The following is a 17,889-nucleotide window of genomic DNA, read 5'->3' as shown; positions in this document are numbered from 1 at the left end:
AGGCATGGGGCGCTTGTGGCGCGACCGTCTGACAGTGTGAATCGGATTTGCCGACCGCGCCGGTTTCGCGCAGGATGCACGACAAAATACGTCGGGGCGCAGGCCACGCAGTGGCATGTATTAAAGTGAAAATCATTTTCACTTATACGGTAGGATACCTCGCGCCCGCTCGTCGATTCACCGTCCACGCCTTAAGGAGCCCGCTTGTCCACGCCTGTCGAACCCTTGCGTTTGCTGCTGTTGGCCGATGAGCCGGAATGGGCTGCCCTGCTGCGCGAGTGCCTGCAACCGTTGGCCGGCAGTGTGGTGTTGCTGACCGCGCCGGACTGGGCGGCGGTCGACAGCCTGTTCGCCCACGACCGCCAGGCCGTGGTGCTGGCGACCCCGGCCTTGCTGCCGGCGCCGGGCCGCTGCGACCTGCCCACCATCCTGCTGCTGGAGGACGAGCCCGAAGCGCCGCCGGCCGGCGTCAGCGACTGGCTGGTACGTACGCAGCTGACCGGCGATACCTTGCGCCGCTCCCTGCGCCACGTGCGCGAGCGCGGTGTGCTGGTGGCTACCCTGCAGCGGCTGGCCGAACAGGATCCGCTGACCGGTATCGCCAATCGCCAGGGTTTCCAGGCCTTGCTGAGCGCGCGCCTGGCGCAGAACGAGGGCCGTGGCGTAGCCCTCGGGCACCTCGACCTGGACAATTTCCGTCACGTCAACGACGCCCTCGGCCACCAGGGCGGTGACCGCCTGATTCTGCAGGTGGTGGCGCGGTTGAAGCAGCAGTTGGAAGCTGGCGACCAGCTGGCGCGCCTGGGCAGCGACGAGTTCGCCCTGCTGATCGATACCCGCCGCGACGGCAACCGTGCCGAGTGGGTGGCCGAGCGCATCGTCGAGGCCCTGGCCGAGCCCTACTGGATCGACGGCGAGAGCCTGTTGCTCGGCTGCAGCCTGGGGCTGGCCCATGCCCGTGCCCAGGGCGGCGCCGACCCGCTGATGTGGCATGCGCACATCGCCATGCGCCAGGCCAAGGGCAGCCAGGGTTGCACCTTCCATGTGTTCAACGAGCGGATCAACCGTAACGCCCGCAGCCTGGCCGACCTGGAGAGCGAACTGCGCCGGGCCCTGCGCCGCGACGAGCTGGAGCTGCACTACCAGCCGCGGCTGAACCTGGCCGATGGCTGCATCGTCGGCCTGGAGGCCCTGGTGCGCTGGCGCCATGTCGAGCGTGGCCTGCTGCCGCCCAGCGAATTCGTGCCCCTGGCCGAGCAGAGCGGGCTGATCGTGCCGCTGGGCTACTGGGTGATCTCCCGCGCCCTGCGCGACATGCAGGCCCTGCGCGAGCGTGGCGTGGCGCCGTTGCACATGGCGGTGAACCTGAGCTTCCGCCAGTTCCAGGACAGCCAGCTGCTGGCCACCCTGAGCCGGCTGATCATCGAGCACGGCGTCGATGCCCGTTGGCTGGAGTTCGAGCTGACCGAGACCGCGGTGATGCGCCGCAACGAACTGGTGCAGCAGACCATGGATGCCCTGGGCCGCCTGGGGGTGCGCTTTTCGCTCGATGATTTCGGCACCGGGTTTTCGTCGTTCGTTCACCTCAACAGCTTGCCGATCACCTTGCTCAAGGTCGATCGCAGCTTCGTCGGCGGCATGGAGCAGCGCGAGGAGAACCGCAAGCTGGTGCACGCCATGATCAACCTGGCGCACAACCTCAACCTGGAAGTGGTGGCCGAGGGGGTCGAGACCGAGGAACAGATGGCGTTGCTGCGTGGGTTCGGCTGCGACCAGGTGCAGGGGTACCTGGTGAGCAGGCCGTTGCCGGTAGGGGAGTTGATGGAGTACCTGGTATCAGGCGCTCGCCGGCAGATGGCCGAGGCCCTGTAATCGCGCGGTGTTCAGGGCTGCAAGGCAGCCCCAGGACTACAAGGTGTCTTTGGATCAGGTCGCGACGCTGGCCTCCCCAGCAACCTCCGCCTTCCCCAGCATCCGTTTCATCCGCCACTCGAAAGCGATGGTCAGCGCCACTGCCGCACAGGCCAACCCCAGTGCCAGCCCCCACCACACACCGACCGCGCCGCCACCCAGGGTAAAGGTGAACAGCCAGGCGCAGGGCGCACCCACCAGCCAGTAGCAGGCCAGCCCGATGAGGAAGGTGGTCTTGGCGTCCTTCAGCCCACGGATCGAGCCCATGGCGATGGTCTGCATGCCGTCGAACAGTTCGAACCAGGCCGCGACCATCAGCAGGCTCACCGCGAGCTGGAAGATCGCTGCGAAGGCCGGGTCGTCGCGGTCGATGAACAGTCCCACCAGCGCATCCGGCAGCAGCCAGAACAGCGCGGCGAAGGCGAACATGATCGTCGCCCCGAAGCCGATCCCCACGCGCCCGGCGCTACGTGCAGCCAGCAGGTTGCCAGCGCCGTAGTAGAGCCCCACGCGCATGGTCACCGCATAGGACAACCCGGTCGGCACCATGAACGCGGTGGAGACGATCTGCAAGGCGATCTGGTGCGCGGCGAGTTCCGTGCTGCCGAGCACGCCCATGCACAGGGCGGCGAAGGCGAACAGCCCGACCTCGACCATGTAGGTGCCGCCGATCGGCAGGCCCAGCCGCCACAGCTCGCGCAGTGCCGGCAGCGAAGGCCGCGACAGGCCCCGGCGCAGCGGGTAGGCGTCGTAGGCCTTGTGCCAGCGGATGTACAGGGCCAGGGCAATGGCCATGCCCATCGAAACCAGGGCGGTGACCATGCCGATGCCCATCAGCCCCAGCTTGGGCAGGCCGAACATGCCTTCGATCAGCGCATGGTTGAACAGGTAGTTGAACACCGTGCCCACCAGGCTGATGACCATCACCGGCGTCGAGCGGCCCAGGGCACTGGTGAAGCCACGCAAGGCCATGAACGTCAGGTAGCCGGGCAGGGCCAGGGGCAGCAGGGTGAGGAACTCCATGGCCGAGGTGACGTTCTCCGGCTTCTGCCCGAACAGCAGCAGGACCGGCTCCAGGTTCCACAAGGCCAGCGCGGCCACCAGCGCCAGGCCCCAGGCCAGCCACAGGCCGTTCTGCGCCAGCCGCGTGGCCCCGGGGATGTCGCCGGCGCCCTGGCGGATGGCGACCAGGGTGCCGACCGCGGCGATCACGCCCAGGCAGAAGATCGACACGAACGAATAGCTGGCCGCCCCCAGGCCGCCGCCGGCCAGGGCCTGGGGGCTGATGCGGGCCATCATCAGGGTATCGGTCAGCACCATCAGCATGTGCGCCAACTGCGAGGCGATCAGCGGCCCGGCCAGGCGCAGCAGAGCCTTGAGTTCGGTGGTGGGCGCGACGTGCATGGAGGTGGTCCTTCTTGTTGCAGGGGGAATGAGGCGACGATTCTGAGGCTTCGGTCAACTTTGCACAAAAGGATAAAAGCGATCGTTGGCATGAGTTAAAGTCATGTTCATATGATGCCTGGCAGGCTTGCCAGCCCCCGAAAAAGCAGGTGCGAAATGTCCCGACAGCTACCGCCGCTTTATGCGTTGCGCGCATTCGAAGCCGCCGCCCGGCTGAGCTCCTTCACCCGTGCTGGCGAGGAATTGTCCATCACCCAGAGCGCGGTCAGCCGGCACATCCGCACCCTGGAGGAGCACTTCGCCTGCCGCTTGTTCGTGCGTAGCGGCCGTAGCCTGCAACTGACCGAGGCAGCGCGGATGTTGCTGCCCGGCGTGCGCGACGGTTTCGCTGCGCTGGAGCGGGCCTGCGATACCCTGCGCGGCGAGGATGACATCCTGCGCATGAAGGCCCCCTCGACCTTGACCATGCGCTGGCTGTTGGCGCGCCTGAGCCAGTACCGTCACCTGCAACCAGGCAACGAGGTGCAACTGACCAGTGCCTGGATGGATGTGGACCATGTGGATTTCAACCAGGAACCGTTCGACTGTGCCGTGCTGCTCAGCGACGGTGCATTCCCGGCAGACTGGGAAGTGCGGCGGCTGTTCTCTGAATTGCTGATCCCGGTAGGCGCCCCGGACCTGCTCGACGAGGGCCCCTGGGACGAGCGTCGCCTGGCGGGCATCGAGCTGCTGCACCCGACCCCGGACAAGCGAGACTGGCGCGCCTGGCTGGAGCGCATGGGCCTGCTCGACAAGGTCTCGCTCAAGGGCGGGCAGGTGTTCGACACCCTGGAGCTGGGCATGATCGCGGCGGCCCGTGGCTATGGCATTTCCATGGGGGATTTGCTGATGGTGGCCGAGGACGTGGCCCAAGGGCGGCTCAGCCTGCCTTGGCCGACCGCCGTGCCCAGTGGCATGGACTATTACCTGGTGTGGCCGCGCACGCGCCCTGGCGCAGAGCGGTTGCGGCGATTGAGCCAGTACCTGCAGGAGGAGGCCGATGCCGTGAACCTGCCCGATGTGCGGATCCTGGAGGCGCCGCCGCGAACAAGGGCGTAGAGCCCTGGCATCGGCGGTTCGGCGCCGCGAATGCTCGCTATCGGCTCACAATGCTTCCAGGTTCAACGCCTGGGCACAGGCTTGCAGCGATCGCTGCTCGCTCTGGGCATACAGCGCCAGTTCATCCTGCACCTTCAGCCCCAGCGCCGCCTCGAAGGCATCCCGGTTGGCGTTGCTGCCATATTCGGCCTGGGCATCGTCGCCCAGGTTGGACTGGAAGATCCCGGCCGCGCTGACTGGCAGGAAGTCCTCGTACACCAGCGCTTCATAGTGCACATGGCCTGCGTCGATCAGCCCTTGCAGGGTGGTCGGGCGGCCGGCCTGGTCGCGTGCGGCCAGGCCCTTCTCGGTCGGGAAGTAGCGGAAGTAGGCCAGGCCTTGCTCACGCATCTGCGCCAGGTCATCCGGGAATTCGGCGAAGTGCATCTCGAGCAGGGCCTTGTAGCGTTCGGCATTGGCCTCGGCCGGCGCACCGCCCAGGGCGCTACGGGTGGCATCGAGCAGGCGGTCGTAGAGCTGGCGGCCCTTCGGCGTCAACGCCGCCCCGCGTTGTTCGATCTCGCCGAAACGCGCGGTATGGCTGCCTTGCGCGTCGCTGAAGGCGACCTTTTCCTGCAGGGCCTTGAAGCTGGTCTGACGCAGCAGGATCGGATGACGGCGGCCAGGTGGGCCTTCGACCACGGCCTTGGGCGGGATGCCCTTGGCCGGCATGCCCAGCTGGATCGCGTCGATGTCCAGGGTGCGCGGGGTCAGGTGGTTGATGTGCGGGCCTTTGAACGCCACCACGTCGGCGATCAGGCGGTGCTGGTCGTGCAGTCGCTGGTACTGCTCGGCTGTCACCGTCGCTTCCTGGTGCCAGCGGAAGGTGTGCAGGGCTTCCTGGACGAAGACCTCGGCATCCGTGGCGTTCAGGCCGCCCTCGCGCTCGTGCTGGGCGATCAGCTCCAGGACGCGCGGCGTGAAGATCCTGCGCTTGGCCAGGATGCCCTGGGCCAGTTCGCGCAACTGCGGGCTGTCGATCAGCTCCAGGCGCAGCAGCGAGGTGAACACGCGGAACGGGCTGACATGCAGCGATCGCTCGTGCACCGCGCGGAACGCGGTGGAATGCACCGGCACGCCGGCCGAGCTGAGGTCGTAGTAGCCGACCGGCTGCATGCCCATGACCGCGAACAGCCGGGCGATGGTCGCCAGCTCCTCGGCGGTGCCGACGCGGATGGCGCCATGGCGTTCCTGGTCGAGGCGCTCGATCTCGCCGGTCCAGCGCAGGGCCTCGGCCACTTGAGGCTGCTGGGTCATGACCTGCTGGTTGATTTCGCTCACCAGCTCCAGCAGCGTGCCATACAGGGGCACTTCCTGTTTGTACATGAGCGACATGGCGGCAGAGAACTGCGCACGGATGCTGTCGGGGCTGACGAAATCGTGGGCGGGCATCGCTAGCTTCCTGAGGGTGGGGAGTACCCTTACATGAAAGCGGGGAATGCACCTTCCTCACAAGCGAAAAAAAGTGCAGCTGTCATTCCTTTTTGGATCGATCCAGCAGCTCCCCCAGCTCATGCAGGCAATTGCTCCTTCACCCACTCCACCAACGCCCGCACCTTCGGCACCTCCGCTGCATGTTCGGCGAACGCCAGGTAGTGCGCGCCCTCGCTTTTCATCGCATGGTTCCAGGCAAGCACCAGGCTGCCCTCGGCCAGCTCCTTCGCCACCAGGTAGCGTGGCACCAAGGCCACCCCGCAGCCTGCCTGCGCCGCGCTCAGCGCCATGTAGAAGGTATCGAACCGTGGCCCGTGGTAGCTGTTGTCGGTGTGCAGCCCCTGCTCCAGGAACCACTCATGCCAGGCCTCCGGTCGCGAGGTGCTCTGCAGCAACACCAACTGCGCCAGCGCACCGGCATTCGCCAGCTCATGCCCCTGCAGCAGCTCTGGCGCGCAGACCGGCACCACTTCCTCGCGGAACAGTTCCATGCAGGTTGCCCCTGGCCAGGTGCCCCGGCCATAGAAGAACACCACGTCGGCCGAGCCCTGGAGCAGGGCGAAGGGTTCCATTTCGTTGCGGATGTCCAAGTGGATGTTCGGGTGGCGTTTGCCGAAGCCCTTGAGGTGCGGAATCAGCCAGCGCACACCGAAACTCGGTTGAGTGGCTACCTTCAATACTTCGGTCTGCTCGCCGTAGGTGAGGACGTAGCGGCTGGACATGTCCACCTGGGTGAGGATCTTGTTGACCTCCGCCAGGTACAGCGAGCCCGCCGGCGTCAGTTGCAAGCGCCGGCGGATGCGCAGGAACAGGTGATGGCGAAGCATCTCTTCGAGCTGCGCCACCTGCTTGCTGACGGCACTCTGGGTCAGGTGCAGTTCCTCGGCGGCGCGGGTGAAGCTCAGGTGTCGAGCAGCAGCCTCGAAGCACTGCAGGGCGGTCATGGAAGGCACCAGGCGTTTGGACATAGCGTTCTCTGCGGCTGAAATCATTACCTGGTGGAATGATATGCGGAATAAAGGTCGTTTGTTGCACCGGTGTGATCGGATTAATACTGATCCACATCATTTTTCCACCCCATCACCCGATGTAGGAGAAGCACAAATGGTTGCTGGATTGCTCGAGCGCCTTGGCGTTGCCGCCGAGGCTTACACCCAGGGCGACTACCCTGTTCACACGCCGATCGACGGCAGCCAGATCGCCTCGGTGAAACTGCTCGGCAAGGCCGAGACCATCGCCCGCATCGACCAGGCGCAGCAGGCCTTCGAAGCCTGGCGCAGCGTACCGGCCCCGCGCCGTGGCGAGCTGGTGCGCCTGTTCGGCGACGTGCTGCGAGAGCACAAGGCCGATCTCGGCGAGCTGGTCTCGATCGAAGCCGGCAAGATCACCCAGGAAGGCCTGGGCGAAGTGCAGGAAATGATCGACATCTGCGACTTCGCCGTTGGCCTGTCTCGCCAGCTCTACGGCCTGACCATCGCCTCCGAGCGCCCTGGCCACCACATGCGTGAAACGTGGCACCCGCTGGGCGTGGTCGGCGTGATCAGCGCCTTCAACTTCCCGGTGGCAGTCTGGGCCTGGAACACCGCCCTGGCCCTGGTGGCGGGTAACTCGGTGGTCTGGAAACCTTCGGAAAAGACCCCACTGACCGCCCTGGCTTGCCAGGCGCTGTTCGAAAAAGCCCTGAAAGCTTTCGGCGATGCCCCAGTTGGCTTGGCACAACTGGTGATCGGCGGCCGTGAAGCCGGCGAAGCCATGGTCGATGACCCGCGCGTGCCGCTGGTCAGCGCCACCGGTAGCACCCGCATGGGCCGTGAAGTGGGCCCACGTGTTGCCGCCCGCTTCGGCCGCAGCATCCTCGAACTGGGCGGCAACAACGCCATGATCCTGGCCCCGAGTGCCGACCTGGACCTGGCCGTGCGCGGCATCCTGTTCTCCGCTGTCGGCACCGCCGGTCAGCGTTGCACTACCCTGCGCCGTCTGATCGTGCACCGTTCGATCAAGGATGAAGTGGTTGCCCGCGTCAAAGCCGCCTACGGCAAGGTGCGCATCGGCGACCCACGCAAGGACAACCTGGTCGGCCCGCTGATCGACAAGCAGTCGTTCGACGCCATGCAGGGCGCGCTGGCCAAGGCCCGCGACGAAGGCGGCCAGGTGTTTGGCGGCGAGCGCCAACTGGTCGACCAGTACCCGAACGCTTACTACGTTTCGCCTGCCATTGCCGAAATGCCTGCGCAGAGCGACGTGGTGCGCCATGAAACTTTCGCACCGATCCTGTACGTGCTGACTTACGACGACTTCGAAGAGGCCCTGCGACTTAACAACGAAGTGCCACAAGGCCTGTCGTCGTGCATCTTCACCACCGACATCCGCGAAGCCGAGCGCTTCCAGAGCGCGTCGGGCAGCGACTGCGGCATTGCCAACGTCAACATCGGCACCAGCGGCGCCGAGATCGGCGGAGCGTTCGGTGGCGAGAAGGAAACCGGCGGTGGTCGTGAGTCCGGTTCGGATGCCTGGAAAGGCTACATGCGTCGCCAGACCAACACCGTGAACTACTCGCGCGAGCTGCCGCTGGCGCAGGGGATCGTGTTCGATTGATCGGTTGATGCTGCATGGCCGGGGGCACTGCCCCCGGTTCGCGGCAGTGCGGCGAATGGGCCGTACTGCGGCGCCAAACAAGAACAAATTGCTGGAGCCTGGCCATGTCCGAACTGCGTCAAGAATGCCTGTGGGAATCCGTCAGCGAACCGACCGTCGCCGCCCAGGCCCTGGCCGGTGAGCACAAGACCGATGTCTGCGTGATCGGTGGCGGCATCACCGGCCTGTCGGCGGCCATCCACCTGCTCGAACAGGGCAAGTCGGTGATCCTGCTGGAGGCCTGGAAGATCGGCCACGGTGGCTCCGGGCGCAACGTCGGCCTGGTCAACGCCGGTACCTGGATCCGCCCCGACGATGTCGAGGCGACCCTCGGGCAGAAGCAGGGCAGCCGCCTGAACAAGGTGCTCGGCGAGGCGCCGGGAGAAGTGTTCGCCATGATCGAGCGCTTTGGCATCGACTGCCAGGCCCAGCACAAGGGCACCCTGCACATGGCGCATAACGCCACCGGTATCGCCGACCTCGAAGCCCGCCACGCCCAGTGGGCTCGGCGCGGTGCCGATGTCGAGCTGCTGACCGGTGCGCAGTGCCAGGAATATTGCGGTACCGACAAGATTTCCGCCGCGCTGCTCGACCGCCGCGCCGGCACCATCAACCCCATGGGCTACACCCAGGGCCTGGCTGGCGCCGTGGTGCGCCTGGGCGGCCAGTTGTTCCAGCAATCCTCGGTCGAGGGCCTGGAACGCGACGGCGACGCCTGGCGGGTGAAGACCGCGCGTGGTTCGGTGCGCGCCGACAAGGTGGTGATCTCCACCGGGGCCTACACCGAAGGCGAGTGGAGCAACCTGCAGAAGCACTTCTTCCGTGGCTACTACTACCAAGTGGCCTCCAAGCCGCTGCAAGGCGCCGCCGCCGACAAGGTGCTGCCCCATGGCCAAGGCTCCTGGGACACCCGCACGGTGCTCAGCAGCATCCGCCGCGACGACCAGGGCCGCCTGCTGCTCGGCAGCCTGGGGCGGGTCGACAACAAGCCGACCTGGTTCGTGCGCAGTTGGGCCGACCGTATCCAGAGCCATTACTACCCGGAGCTGGGCAAGGTCGAGTGGGAGATGCACTGGACCGGCTGCATCGACTTCACCCCTGACCACCTGATGCGCCTGTTCGAGCCGGCTCCAGGCCTGGTGGCCGTGACTGGCTACAACGGTCGTGGCAATACCACCGGCACGGTGATCGGCCGGGCGTTCGCCGAGTTCCTGCTCAAGGACGACCCCGACAGCCTGCCCATCCCGTTCTCGCCGATGAAACCGGTGAGCGCGCCGTCGCTGCGTACGACCTTCTACGAGACGGGGTTCTCGCTGTATCACGCGGGCCAGTGTTTGCGGGTGGTCTTGTAACCCAAGGCGAAACCGGACCACACGCCATCACTTGTGCAGCCAACTGAGGAATCCACCTTTCTTCACCACCGGTGGCTTCTGCATCAGCAGTGACTCACGGCCCTGGCGGCGAAAGCGTTGCAGCTTGGTCAAGGCTGTCTCCACGTCGCCACGTGTTGCCAGGCAACTGCGCACCTGCTCCTTGTCGATGCGATAAAGCAGGCAACCGGTGAGGGTGCGGAACTCGACGAAAGAGTCGTCCTCGTCGATGAGGCCCTCGATGCCCAGCACCTCGCCGGGCCCCATGCGCCCAGCCTCGATCAGCCGCTCGCCATCGCGGATCGATGCAGCGACCACTCCGCTGCCAATCACCAGCAGGTGGTCGGACTGTTCGCCCACGCCGAGAATCACCTGGTCCGCCAGGTACTCCACGGCGGTCATGCGCTGGCTCAGGGCGTCGCGCTCCTCGCTGGTCAGCGAGCGGAACACCCGCACCTCGTCAATCAGTTCGCGCTGGCGGCTGCGGGGAGGCACGGTGAGGTCGATGTTCCACACCACCCCGCTTGCTTCCAGGTGACGATGGGCCAGATCGAACAGCTGGTTGCGTACTTCGGTCTTGCGGGCCATGTCGGCAATGAAGCCGCTGGCCTCGTACTCCACCGATTCCAGGGTCGAGGCTTTTACCGTGACCTTGGGCCGGGGCGTGGCGAGCAGCGCGCTGGAGCCCTGCAGCGCCTTCTCCAAGGCATCGAATACCCACTTGGGCCTTACCCTGGCCGGCACTACCACGCTGATCGACACCCCATGCATATCGGCCGGGCGGCTGAAGTTGAGCAACCTGGCTTTGGCCGCCACCGAGTTGGGGATTACCGCCAGGCTGCCGTTGCCGGTAAGCAGGCGGGTAGTGCGCCAGTCGATATCCACCACCTTGCCCTCGGTGCCGTCGATGGAAACCGAGTCGCCGATCTGGTAGGGCCGCGTGGTGTTGAGCACGATGCCGGAGAACACATCCGCCAGGGTGCTCTGCAACGCCAGGCCGATGACGATGGCCATCACGCCGGAGGTTGCCAGCAGGCCCTTGACCGGCAGTTGCATCACATAGGCCGCGGCGGCCACCACTGCCGCGAGAAAGATCAGTGCCCCGAGCACATCCTGCAGCAGCCGCCCACCATGGCTGCCCCGCGCCACCAGCAGCAGGCCGAAGACCACTGTGACCGTGCGCGCACCGAACAACCACCAGGCGATCGCCAGCACCGTGGCCATCAGGTTGCGTGGCACATCGTCCACCCAGGGCGGAGGTTGCAGCGGGCTCATCCCGGCGGCCAGCAGCACCCAGCTGAACAACAGGAAGATCAGCAGCCGCGTGGCGATGCGCCAGGCCCGGCGTTCGAGCGGAATCAGCTGCCACAGCAGCAGGTCGAGCAGGAGCAGGCAAGCGCCGAGCGACAGCGGGGAGGACTGGATGAAGGCCGGCATGGCGGTCTCGGTACGGAGGGGCTCAGAGCTAGTAAAGAGCAGGGTGTTTGCACAATCAACCGAGGACCGAAGCCAACGCAAGGTAATTGTGCGTTTGGAGCGCTGGAGGTGATTCGTTACGCCATATCGCTGATGGCGAACTCTTGCGCCAGGTGATCGAGCAGCGAACGTACAGAAGGCAGCAAGCCCCGTCGCGACGGGAAGATCGCATGGACGATGCCGCAACGCGGATGCCAGCCCGGCAGCATTTCCACCAGCCTCCCGGCCGCCAGGTCCTCGCGCACCGACACCCGTGGCAGATGGACAATGCCCACGCCAGCCAGGACGAAGTGGCGCAGCGTGACCAGGTCGTCTGTAACCACCCGTGGCGTATGCACGATCACCTGCTTGTGCGCCATGTCCTCTCCCTGGTACAGCTCCCATTGGTACTCCCGCTGCGAGCCGCCCCAGTGCAGGCTGGGCAGTTGTCCCAGCAGCTGAGGGTCGAAGCCCTGCGGCAGTTGTTCCAGGAACGAGGGTCGGCCGACCAGGCACTGGGTGCTGTTGCCCAGTACCTTCATCACCATGTCGGTATTCTCCAGCGGCGGGAAGCGCACCCGCAGGGCCAGGTCGAAGCCCTCGTGCAGCAGGTCGACCCGGCGGTTGGTGCTTTCGATGAACAGCTCGACGCGGGGGTACTTGAGCATGTAGCGGGTCAGCATCGGCCCGACCCAGGCGTTGAGCAGGGTGGTGGGGCAACTGAGGCGCACCAGCCCTCGTGGCTCGCTGCGGTTGCGTTCGATGATTTCCGCAGCGCCTTCGGCCTCCACCCGCATGGCCAGGCAGCGCTGGTAATAGGCCTGGCCGATCTCGGTCAGCGAGCAGTGCCGACTGGTGCGATGCAGCAGCCGCACGCCGAGGCGTTCCTCGAGCTCGGCGATACGCCGGCTGAGCTTGGACTTGGGCATGTCCAGGGCCCGGCCGGCCGGCGCGAAGCCACCGTGCTCGACTACCTGGGTGAAGTAGTAGAGGGAGTTGAGGTCTTCCATGGAGCGTTCTCGGGACGGGCGCTGGGAGTATTTGCGCAGTCTACCGCAGCGGTGGCGAGGGGGGCGTGCCGGGCTGGCCTCGTGCTGCCGGTGGCGAAGGCGCCTGCTCTGGTGCCGAGGGGGCATTCAAAATCTACGTCTTCTGGCGCTGCGCTTTCGACCAGTGCCCTGCACACTGGGTTGCTCGCAATCATGTGCTGGGTGCGCCAGGATGCTGATAGTTCATTGGAAAATTCGGACATGGACTCGGTCTCCATGCGACCGAACAGGTTCTCCTCCTGAGCATGAAGGTGGGTCATTTTAAAAAGCAGCAAAATATCTTGACTCTTCATGGGCATTTGTCGGATGGCATATTTTTAAAAGTCAAGAAATTTCGAAAAATCATCGATTCCGCATTTGATCCTCAAGTAAATCAAGAGATTAAAATTCGTGCGGTGTTTCGCCTTGCCCGCGAAACACCGCGATCAGCCGATTACTCGAGGTGCTCTTTGAGCGCCTGGGCAGCCTGGGTCATGGCACTGCGTGTCCCCGGCACCTGCCCCAGCACATTGAGCAGGCCGAAGTCATGGATCATGCCGTTGTAGCGCACGGCGGTCACCGGCACCCCGGCGGCATCGAGCTTGCGGGCGTAGGCTTCGCCTTCGTCACGTAGTACGTCCATCTCGGCAGTCTGCACCAGGGCCGGTGGCAGGCCCTCGAGCTGTTCCAGGCTGGCGCGCAGTGGTGACGCATGGATATCGTCGCGCTGCTTCGGATCGGTGGTGTAGTTGTCCCAGAACCACTGCATCATGTTGCGAGTCAGGAAATGGCCTTCGGCGAACTGGTTGTAGGAGCCGTTGTTGAAGTTGGCATCGGTCACCGGCCACAGCAGGGCCTGGAAGCGCAGCTTCGGCGTGCCGGCTTCCTTGGCCTTGAGCGCCACGACTGCGGCCATGTTGCCGCCCACACTGTTGCCCGCCACGGCCAGGCGGCTGCCATCGACACCGATCTGCCGGCCATGTTCGGCAACCCAGCGGGTCGCGGCATAGGCTTGGTTGATCGCCGTGGGGTACTTGGCTTCGGGCGATGGTGTGTAGTCGACGTAGACCGCCGCTGCGCCGGAGCCCACCACCAGGTCATGGATCAGGCGTTCATGGGTGGGGTAGTCGCCCAACACCCAGCCACCGCCGTGGAAGAACATGAACACCGGCAGGTCGCCTTGCGTCCCTTCTGGCCGCACCACGCGGATTTCCAGCGCCTGGCCGTCGGCCTGGATGGTCCGGCGTTCGACGCTGATGCCCGACAGGTCGACCTTGACGCCTGCCTGGGCGTTGCTCAATACGCTGCGCGCGGCTTGTGGGGAAAGGGTTTCGAGCGGTTTGCCGCCACCTGCGGCCAGGGCATCGAGGAAGCCCTGGGTGGTACGTTCCACTCCAGGGCTGCCGGCGGCGAAGGCGCCTGCGCTGGTGCCGAGGGTGAGGGTGGCGATGGCGACTGCTTTGCGAAGGGTGGTCATGATCGTGCTCCGAGTTCGGTGAGGGGGCAGCGGCTGCTTGCTGCTTGAGTGTTATGTTGCGCAATAATATTTAGTGAACAAAATATATTTCAGCTATGGAGTCGATTGAACCGGTGCATTGGCCCGCAAGGGCCGCTCAGGAGCCGGGACGATATTGCAGGGCTTCGGCCAGATGCTGGCGGGCGATAGCCTCGGCCTGTTCCAGGTCGGCGAGGGTACGTGCCACCTTGAGCAGACGGTGGGCGGCGCGAAGGGACAGGTTCAGGCGCTCGCAGGCGTTTTCCAGCCAGGCCTGGTCGGCGCTCTCCAGGTGGCAATGGCGGTGCAGCCCGTTAAGCGTGAGGAAGGCATTGGCACAGCCCTGGCGACGCTGTTGCCGTTCACGGGCCTCGGCCACCTGCCGGGCGACCATGGCGCTGGATTCGCCACTGGGCAGGTTGGTCAGCACGGTGCTTTCCCGGGCCACGGTCAGGTGCAGGTCGATGCGGTCGAGCAGCGGGCCGGACAGCTTGTTGCGGTAGCGCTGGATCTGTTCGGTGCTGCAGCGGCAGCGACCGCTGGGGTCGCCCAGGTAGCCGCAGGGGCAGGGGTTCATGGCGGCCACCAACTGGAAGCGCGCGGGGAAGCGTACCTTGTCCTTGGCCCGCGCCACCACGATTTCGCCAGACTCCAAAGGCTCGCGAAGCACTTCCAGCACACGTCGTTCGAACTCCGGGAGCTCGTCCAGAAACAGCACGCCATGATGCGCCAGGGTGATCTCCCCGGGCTGCGGCCGGCTGCCGCCACCCACCAGGGCCGGCCCGGAGGCGGAATGATGGGGATGGCGAAAGGGCCGCTGTGGCCAGCTGTCCAGGGGTGTATGCCCAGTGACCGACTGGATGGCCGCGACTTCCAGCGCCTCGCGCTCGTCCAGCGGTGGCAACAACCCTGGCAGGCGGCTGGCGAGCAAGGTCTTGCCGGTGCCGGGAGGCCCGGTGAACAGCAGGTTGTGAAACGATACAAAACCAACAAATAACTACTGAGAAACCATGCTATTTGAGTGGTTAAATTGACTGTTGAACCACCGGTTCCATGCTCGAAGCTACGGATTTCGTGGGCTCCGCTAAGTAGGACGCTTCCCTCGCTTTCAAAATCGGTTTACCGCACTACTAATGCAGGTTCGTACCCGATTTAGACTTGAGTGTGAAGACAGTCCGACTGTACCCTACGCCACGTGTGGCTTGGCGTGTAGAGATTTATTGGTCTCGGATTGTTTGGGCGATAGCTTGACTAGTATAGGAGGGAGCCTCCTGTTCTATGTATTCATGATGTAGGAGAAGGTAGTCAGTGAGTGAGACCAGTGAAGACAAGACCAAGAGGAAATACCTATCAGTACTCCGTGGTTACCAATGGAGCTATCAGCACTCTGTGTTCTATGACAATCCTGAGCTCAGCGTTGGGTTGCTAGATGACATGGTGGCCTTCAAGCAAACGCTACGTAGAAGGTGTCCTGAGCAGCCTTTCCTCGTCCGTATCCAGACACTCAAGAAAGGATCAGCGCCTCATCAAGCCTACCTGACCATCTTCACCACAAAGAAAGTCGAAGACCTCCGAGAGATTGCCAATAAGTCATTTCCTGCGGATATGAATGTCATGGGCAAGAAGCTCTCAGCCGACAAGCTGGAACAGATCGCTGGGGCCATCGAAAAGCAGAAACCGCACGATCTGTCTAAGGTTCTCGGTAAGCACGCCATCAATCGGTGGTCGGTCTTGAACAAGCAACATTTGGTGGCTGTCATGGACCATCAAGGCGATGCCGTGAACTGCATAAGTGCTTGAGCCACATGTGAAGCTTGACAAGACTTGTCGGGGCTCAGCGTGATGGTGTAACTGTGGCATTCTGATGGCTGACATCGTGGGCGAATCGAGGTGCTGGATGGGTGAGGACAACAAGGTTAAGGAAACGGTTGAGGCGGTAACTGGGTTGGTGCAAGCCATTCCAATTTATCAGGACTTGGCTCAGCCCGCTGTAAAGCAGGTAGGCAAAGCACTAGAGACCGTCGGTAAGGCAATCAATGTTGCTTTAGCTCCCGTTGGTGCATTGGTTTGGGGATACGAAAAGTGCCAAGACTTTATATCTACAAAAGTGGCAGATCGTCTCAAGGATGTTCCACCTGAAGACATCATCACCCCGAAGCCAAATGTGGCTGGTCCGGCTATCGAAGCCTTGAGATATACAGGGCATGAAGATACGCTGAGTGACATGTACGCGAATTTGCTTGCTGCCTCTATGGACAAGAATACTGCAAGTGGCGCCCACCCAGCCTTCGTTGAAATCATCAAGCAGCTCACGCCTGATGAGGCAAAGCTTGTGAAGCTCTTCACTGCAAGTCGGGCGTATCCGCTGATAAGCGTTCGCAATAACTACCGGGTTGAGGAAGAAGGTCGCAGAGGGGGGAATGAGGTCCTAACCAACTTCTCTTTGCTGGGCGTTGAAGCTGGCGTTGAGTTCCCGCATTTGACGCCTGCTTATCTCGATAATTTGTGTCGTCTAGGTTTGGCAGATGTTCCCGGAATGGGGTTCGAGTACACGGCGCCGGGCATATACGACCCACTGGAGAATCATCCAGAGATATTGCTCCTCAAGCAGCGTATTGAGTCTGATCCTACAAGGTCGTGCCAAATTCAGCGAGGAGGGCTTCGGGTGACGACGCTTGGGAGGCAGTTCGCTCAAGTATGTGTCTTTCGAACGAGGTGAAACTCAGTCTCAGCATGTCGGTCGACTCCAGCTCCGGAGGTTAGGGAGCTGAAGTCCCAAAAGAGGTCATGGCTTGAGAGGGTGGTGTGCATGTGTTCATTTGCGTACACCCTTGAGACCATGGCAAAGTGAATACGCATTCTGTTGTCATTTTCAGAAGACGACTGCACCAGTTGATTGGGCGTAATGGCTGTTGTGCAGCCAGCTCCTGACAGTTCAATATCAGAAGTGATCTGCACCAATCTCGACTATGCTCAATACTCGTGTGCACCAAAGCGAGGTGAGCATGGCGACGGAGGCTCTGTTGCAAAGATTGGCGGCAGTCAGAGGTAGGCTGTCGCTCTGCGCCGATCAGGCGGCTGCTGCGAAATGGTGGTTGAGCATGCCCATGGCCTCCGTCAGCGCCGAGGGCCCAATGCCAAAAGCTCTCTCCACAAGGCGCACCTCGCCCCTGATGCCGGGCTGCAGGCACCAGGGGCGAGCCTGTCCTTTGCGCAGGGCTCGCATGACTTCGAATCCCTTGATCGTGGCATAGGCCGTGGGGATCGATTTGAAACCGCGCACCGGCTTGATCAGTATCTTGAGCTTTCCGTGATCGGCCTCGATCACGTTATTGAGATACTTCACCTGCCGGTGGGCCGTCTCCCGGTCCAGCTTTCCTTCGCGCTTCAATTCGGTGATCGCTGCACCATAGCTCGGCGCTTTGTCGGTATTGAGCGTGGCAGGCTTTTCCCAGTGCTTCAGGCCTCGCAGGGCCTTGCCCAGGAACCGCTTCGCTGCCTTGGCGCTGCGGGTCGGCGACAGGTAGAAATCGATCGTGTCGCCCCGCTTGTCGACTGCCCGGTACAGGTAGGTCCACTTGCCCCGCACCTTGACGTAGGTTTCATCCAGGCGCCAGCTCGGATCAAAGCCACGCCGCCAGAACCAGCGCAGCCGCTTCTCCATCTCCGGGGCGTAGCACTGGACCCAGCGATAGATCGTCGTATGGTCGACCGAAATGCCGCGTTCCGCCAGCATTTCCTCAAGGTCGCGATAGCTGATCGGATAGCGACAATACCAGCGCACCGCCCACAGGATCACATCACCCTGGAAATGGCGCCACTTGAAATCCGTCATCGTTCCGTCCGTCCAATCTCCGCCAAGCATGCTCAAGCTTCACGATTTTTGCAACAGAGCCTCGTCGATATCACCCGAGCAGGCGACCCGAACGTTCGGAGGCTCCTCGCTGTCCATTCGCTCCCCTGGCGCGGTATGAACCGCCGCCTCATAGTGCAGTTTGATCCTGACGAGCCCAGCATGTCT

The 17,889-nt window shown here is 63.5% G+C and carries 13 protein-coding genes and 2 pseudogenes; 6 read left to right on the top strand and 9 right to left on the bottom strand.

Translation table 11 applies throughout. The annotated features are described in order from the left end of the window. Positions 1–204 precede the first annotated feature (204 nt). Positions 205–1,872, top strand: a complete 1,668-nt coding sequence (locus tag WCE05_RS23245; protein WP_253080642.1) for a bifunctional diguanylate cyclase/phosphodiesterase — start codon at positions 205–207, stop codon at positions 1,870–1,872. 54 nt (positions 1,873–1,926) lie between these two features. Here the strand turns inward: WCE05_RS23245 and WCE05_RS23240 are convergent, their stop codons facing one another. Then, positions 1,927–3,315: a NorM family multidrug efflux MATE transporter gene (locus WCE05_RS23240; protein WP_225786736.1), complete on the bottom strand. Its 1,389-nt coding sequence runs from the start codon at positions 3,313–3,315 to the stop codon at positions 1,927–1,929. 156 nt (positions 3,316–3,471) lie between these two features. On the opposite strand from WCE05_RS23240, the gene WCE05_RS23235 reads away from it, so the two are divergent. Next, positions 3,472–4,413: a LysR substrate-binding domain-containing protein gene (locus WCE05_RS23235; protein WP_253080641.1), complete on the top strand. Its 942-nt coding sequence runs from the start codon at positions 3,472–3,474 to the stop codon at positions 4,411–4,413. 45 nt (positions 4,414–4,458) lie between these two features. Here the strand turns inward: WCE05_RS23235 and WCE05_RS23230 are convergent, their stop codons facing one another. Together WCE05_RS23230 and WCE05_RS23225 are read right to left on the bottom strand one after the other, a co-directional pair. Beyond that, positions 4,459–5,844, bottom strand: a complete 1,386-nt coding sequence (locus WCE05_RS23230) for a VOC family protein (RefSeq protein ID WP_225786734.1) — start codon at positions 5,842–5,844, stop codon at positions 4,459–4,461. 119 nt (positions 5,845–5,963) lie between these two features. Beyond that, positions 5,964–6,854, bottom strand: a complete 891-nt coding sequence (locus tag WCE05_RS23225; protein ID WP_253080639.1) for a LysR family transcriptional regulator — start codon at positions 6,852–6,854, stop codon at positions 5,964–5,966. Positions 6,855–6,990: 136 nt separating this feature from the next. On the opposite strand from WCE05_RS23225, the gene WCE05_RS23220 reads away from it, so the two are divergent. Together WCE05_RS23220 and WCE05_RS23215 are read left to right on the top strand one after the other, a co-directional pair. After that, on the top strand, positions 6,991–8,481 hold the full coding sequence (locus tag WCE05_RS23220; protein WP_368816645.1) for an aldehyde dehydrogenase family protein: 1,491 nt from the start codon (positions 6,991–6,993) through the stop codon (positions 8,479–8,481). A 104-nt stretch (positions 8,482–8,585) separates the two neighbouring features. Beyond that, positions 8,586–9,872: an FAD-binding oxidoreductase gene (locus tag WCE05_RS23215; RefSeq protein WP_225786732.1), complete on the top strand. Its 1,287-nt coding sequence runs from the start codon at positions 8,586–8,588 to the stop codon at positions 9,870–9,872. Between the two features lie 27 nt (positions 9,873–9,899). Here the strand turns inward: WCE05_RS23215 and WCE05_RS23210 are convergent, their stop codons facing one another. The 5 genes and pseudogenes from WCE05_RS23210 to WCE05_RS23190 form a co-directional block, all read right to left on the bottom strand. After that, a complete protein-coding gene (locus WCE05_RS23210) occupies positions 9,900–11,327 on the bottom strand; it encodes a mechanosensitive ion channel domain-containing protein (RefSeq protein WP_368816644.1) in 1,428 nt (475 codons plus the stop codon). A 116-nt stretch (positions 11,328–11,443) separates the two neighbouring features. Beyond that, positions 11,444–12,355 (bottom strand): LysR substrate-binding domain-containing protein, encoded by a 912-nt coding sequence (locus WCE05_RS23205; protein ID WP_225786731.1) that lies wholly within the window; start codon positions 12,353–12,355, stop codon positions 11,444–11,446. Positions 12,356–12,588: 233 nt separating this feature from the next. Continuing rightward, positions 12,589–12,687, bottom strand: a pseudogene (locus WCE05_RS23200) (MarR family transcriptional regulator); the annotation flags it as partial. A gap of 140 nt (positions 12,688–12,827) precedes the next feature. Beyond that, positions 12,828–13,850, bottom strand: a complete 1,023-nt coding sequence (locus WCE05_RS23195) for an alpha/beta hydrolase (protein ID WP_253080637.1) — start codon at positions 13,848–13,850, stop codon at positions 12,828–12,830. Positions 13,851–13,986: 136 nt separating this feature from the next. Further along, positions 13,987–14,841 (bottom strand): annotated as a pseudogene (locus WCE05_RS23190) (YifB family Mg chelatase-like AAA ATPase); the annotation flags it as partial. 335 nt (positions 14,842–15,176) lie between these two features. Between WCE05_RS23190 and WCE05_RS23185 the strand changes: the two are divergent. Together WCE05_RS23185 and WCE05_RS23180 are read left to right on the top strand one after the other, a co-directional pair. Further along, entirely contained in the window at positions 15,177–15,668 is a 492-nt protein-coding gene (locus WCE05_RS23185) for a hypothetical protein (RefSeq protein ID WP_368816643.1), read from the top strand. Between the two features lie 97 nt (positions 15,669–15,765). After that, entirely contained in the window at positions 15,766–16,587 is an 822-nt protein-coding gene (locus tag WCE05_RS23180) for a DUF4393 domain-containing protein (RefSeq protein ID WP_368816642.1), read from the top strand. Positions 16,588–16,938: 351 nt separating this feature from the next. Here WCE05_RS23180 and WCE05_RS23175 read toward each other — a convergent pair whose 3' ends face one another. Next, the gene (locus tag WCE05_RS23175) at positions 16,939–17,703 is read right to left on the bottom strand and encodes an IS6-like element IS6100 family transposase (RefSeq protein WP_001389365.1); all 765 of its coding nucleotides are present in this window, start codon (positions 17,701–17,703) and stop codon (positions 16,939–16,941) included. Positions 17,704–17,889 lie beyond the last annotated feature (186 nt).

Origin of the sequence: Pseudomonas sp. I2 (assembly GCF_040984075.1) — a bacterium.
Lineage (GTDB): Bacteria > Pseudomonadota > Gammaproteobacteria > Pseudomonadales > Pseudomonadaceae > Aquipseudomonas > Aquipseudomonas guariconensis_B.
Note: the sequence above shows the minus strand (reverse complement) of the source record. Positions and strands in the feature narration are given on the sequence as shown.

Excerpts from the sequence above, each read along its gene's own strand:
- WCE05_RS23195 (WP_253080637.1), bottom strand. The coding sequence starts at position 13,850 with ATGACCACCCTTCGCAAAGCAGTCGCCATCGCCACCCTCACCCTCGGC.
- WCE05_RS23210 (WP_368816644.1), bottom strand. The coding sequence starts at position 11,327 with ATGCCGGCCTTCATCCAGTCCTCCCCGCTGTCGCTCGGCGCTTGCCTG.
- WCE05_RS23215 (WP_225786732.1), top strand. The coding sequence starts at position 8,586 with ATGTCCGAACTGCGTCAAGAATGCCTGTGGGAATCCGTCAGCGAACCG.
- WCE05_RS23235 (WP_253080641.1), top strand. The coding sequence starts at position 3,472 with ATGTCCCGACAGCTACCGCCGCTTTATGCGTTGCGCGCATTCGAAGCC.
- WCE05_RS23205 (WP_225786731.1), bottom strand. The coding sequence starts at position 12,355 with ATGGAAGACCTCAACTCCCTCTACTACTTCACCCAGGTAGTCGAGCAC.
- WCE05_RS23230 (WP_225786734.1), bottom strand. The coding sequence starts at position 5,844 with ATGCCCGCCCACGATTTCGTCAGCCCCGACAGCATCCGTGCGCAGTTC.
- WCE05_RS23175 (WP_001389365.1), bottom strand. The coding sequence starts at position 17,703 with ATGACGGATTTCAAGTGGCGCCATTTCCAGGGTGATGTGATCCTGTGG.
- WCE05_RS23225 (WP_253080639.1), bottom strand. The coding sequence starts at position 6,854 with ATGTCCAAACGCCTGGTGCCTTCCATGACCGCCCTGCAGTGCTTCGAG.
- WCE05_RS23220 (WP_368816645.1), top strand. The coding sequence starts at position 6,991 with ATGGTTGCTGGATTGCTCGAGCGCCTTGGCGTTGCCGCCGAGGCTTAC.
- WCE05_RS23180 (WP_368816642.1), top strand. The coding sequence starts at position 15,766 with ATGGGTGAGGACAACAAGGTTAAGGAAACGGTTGAGGCGGTAACTGGG.
- WCE05_RS23240 (WP_225786736.1), bottom strand. The coding sequence starts at position 3,315 with ATGCACGTCGCGCCCACCACCGAACTCAAGGCTCTGCTGCGCCTGGCC.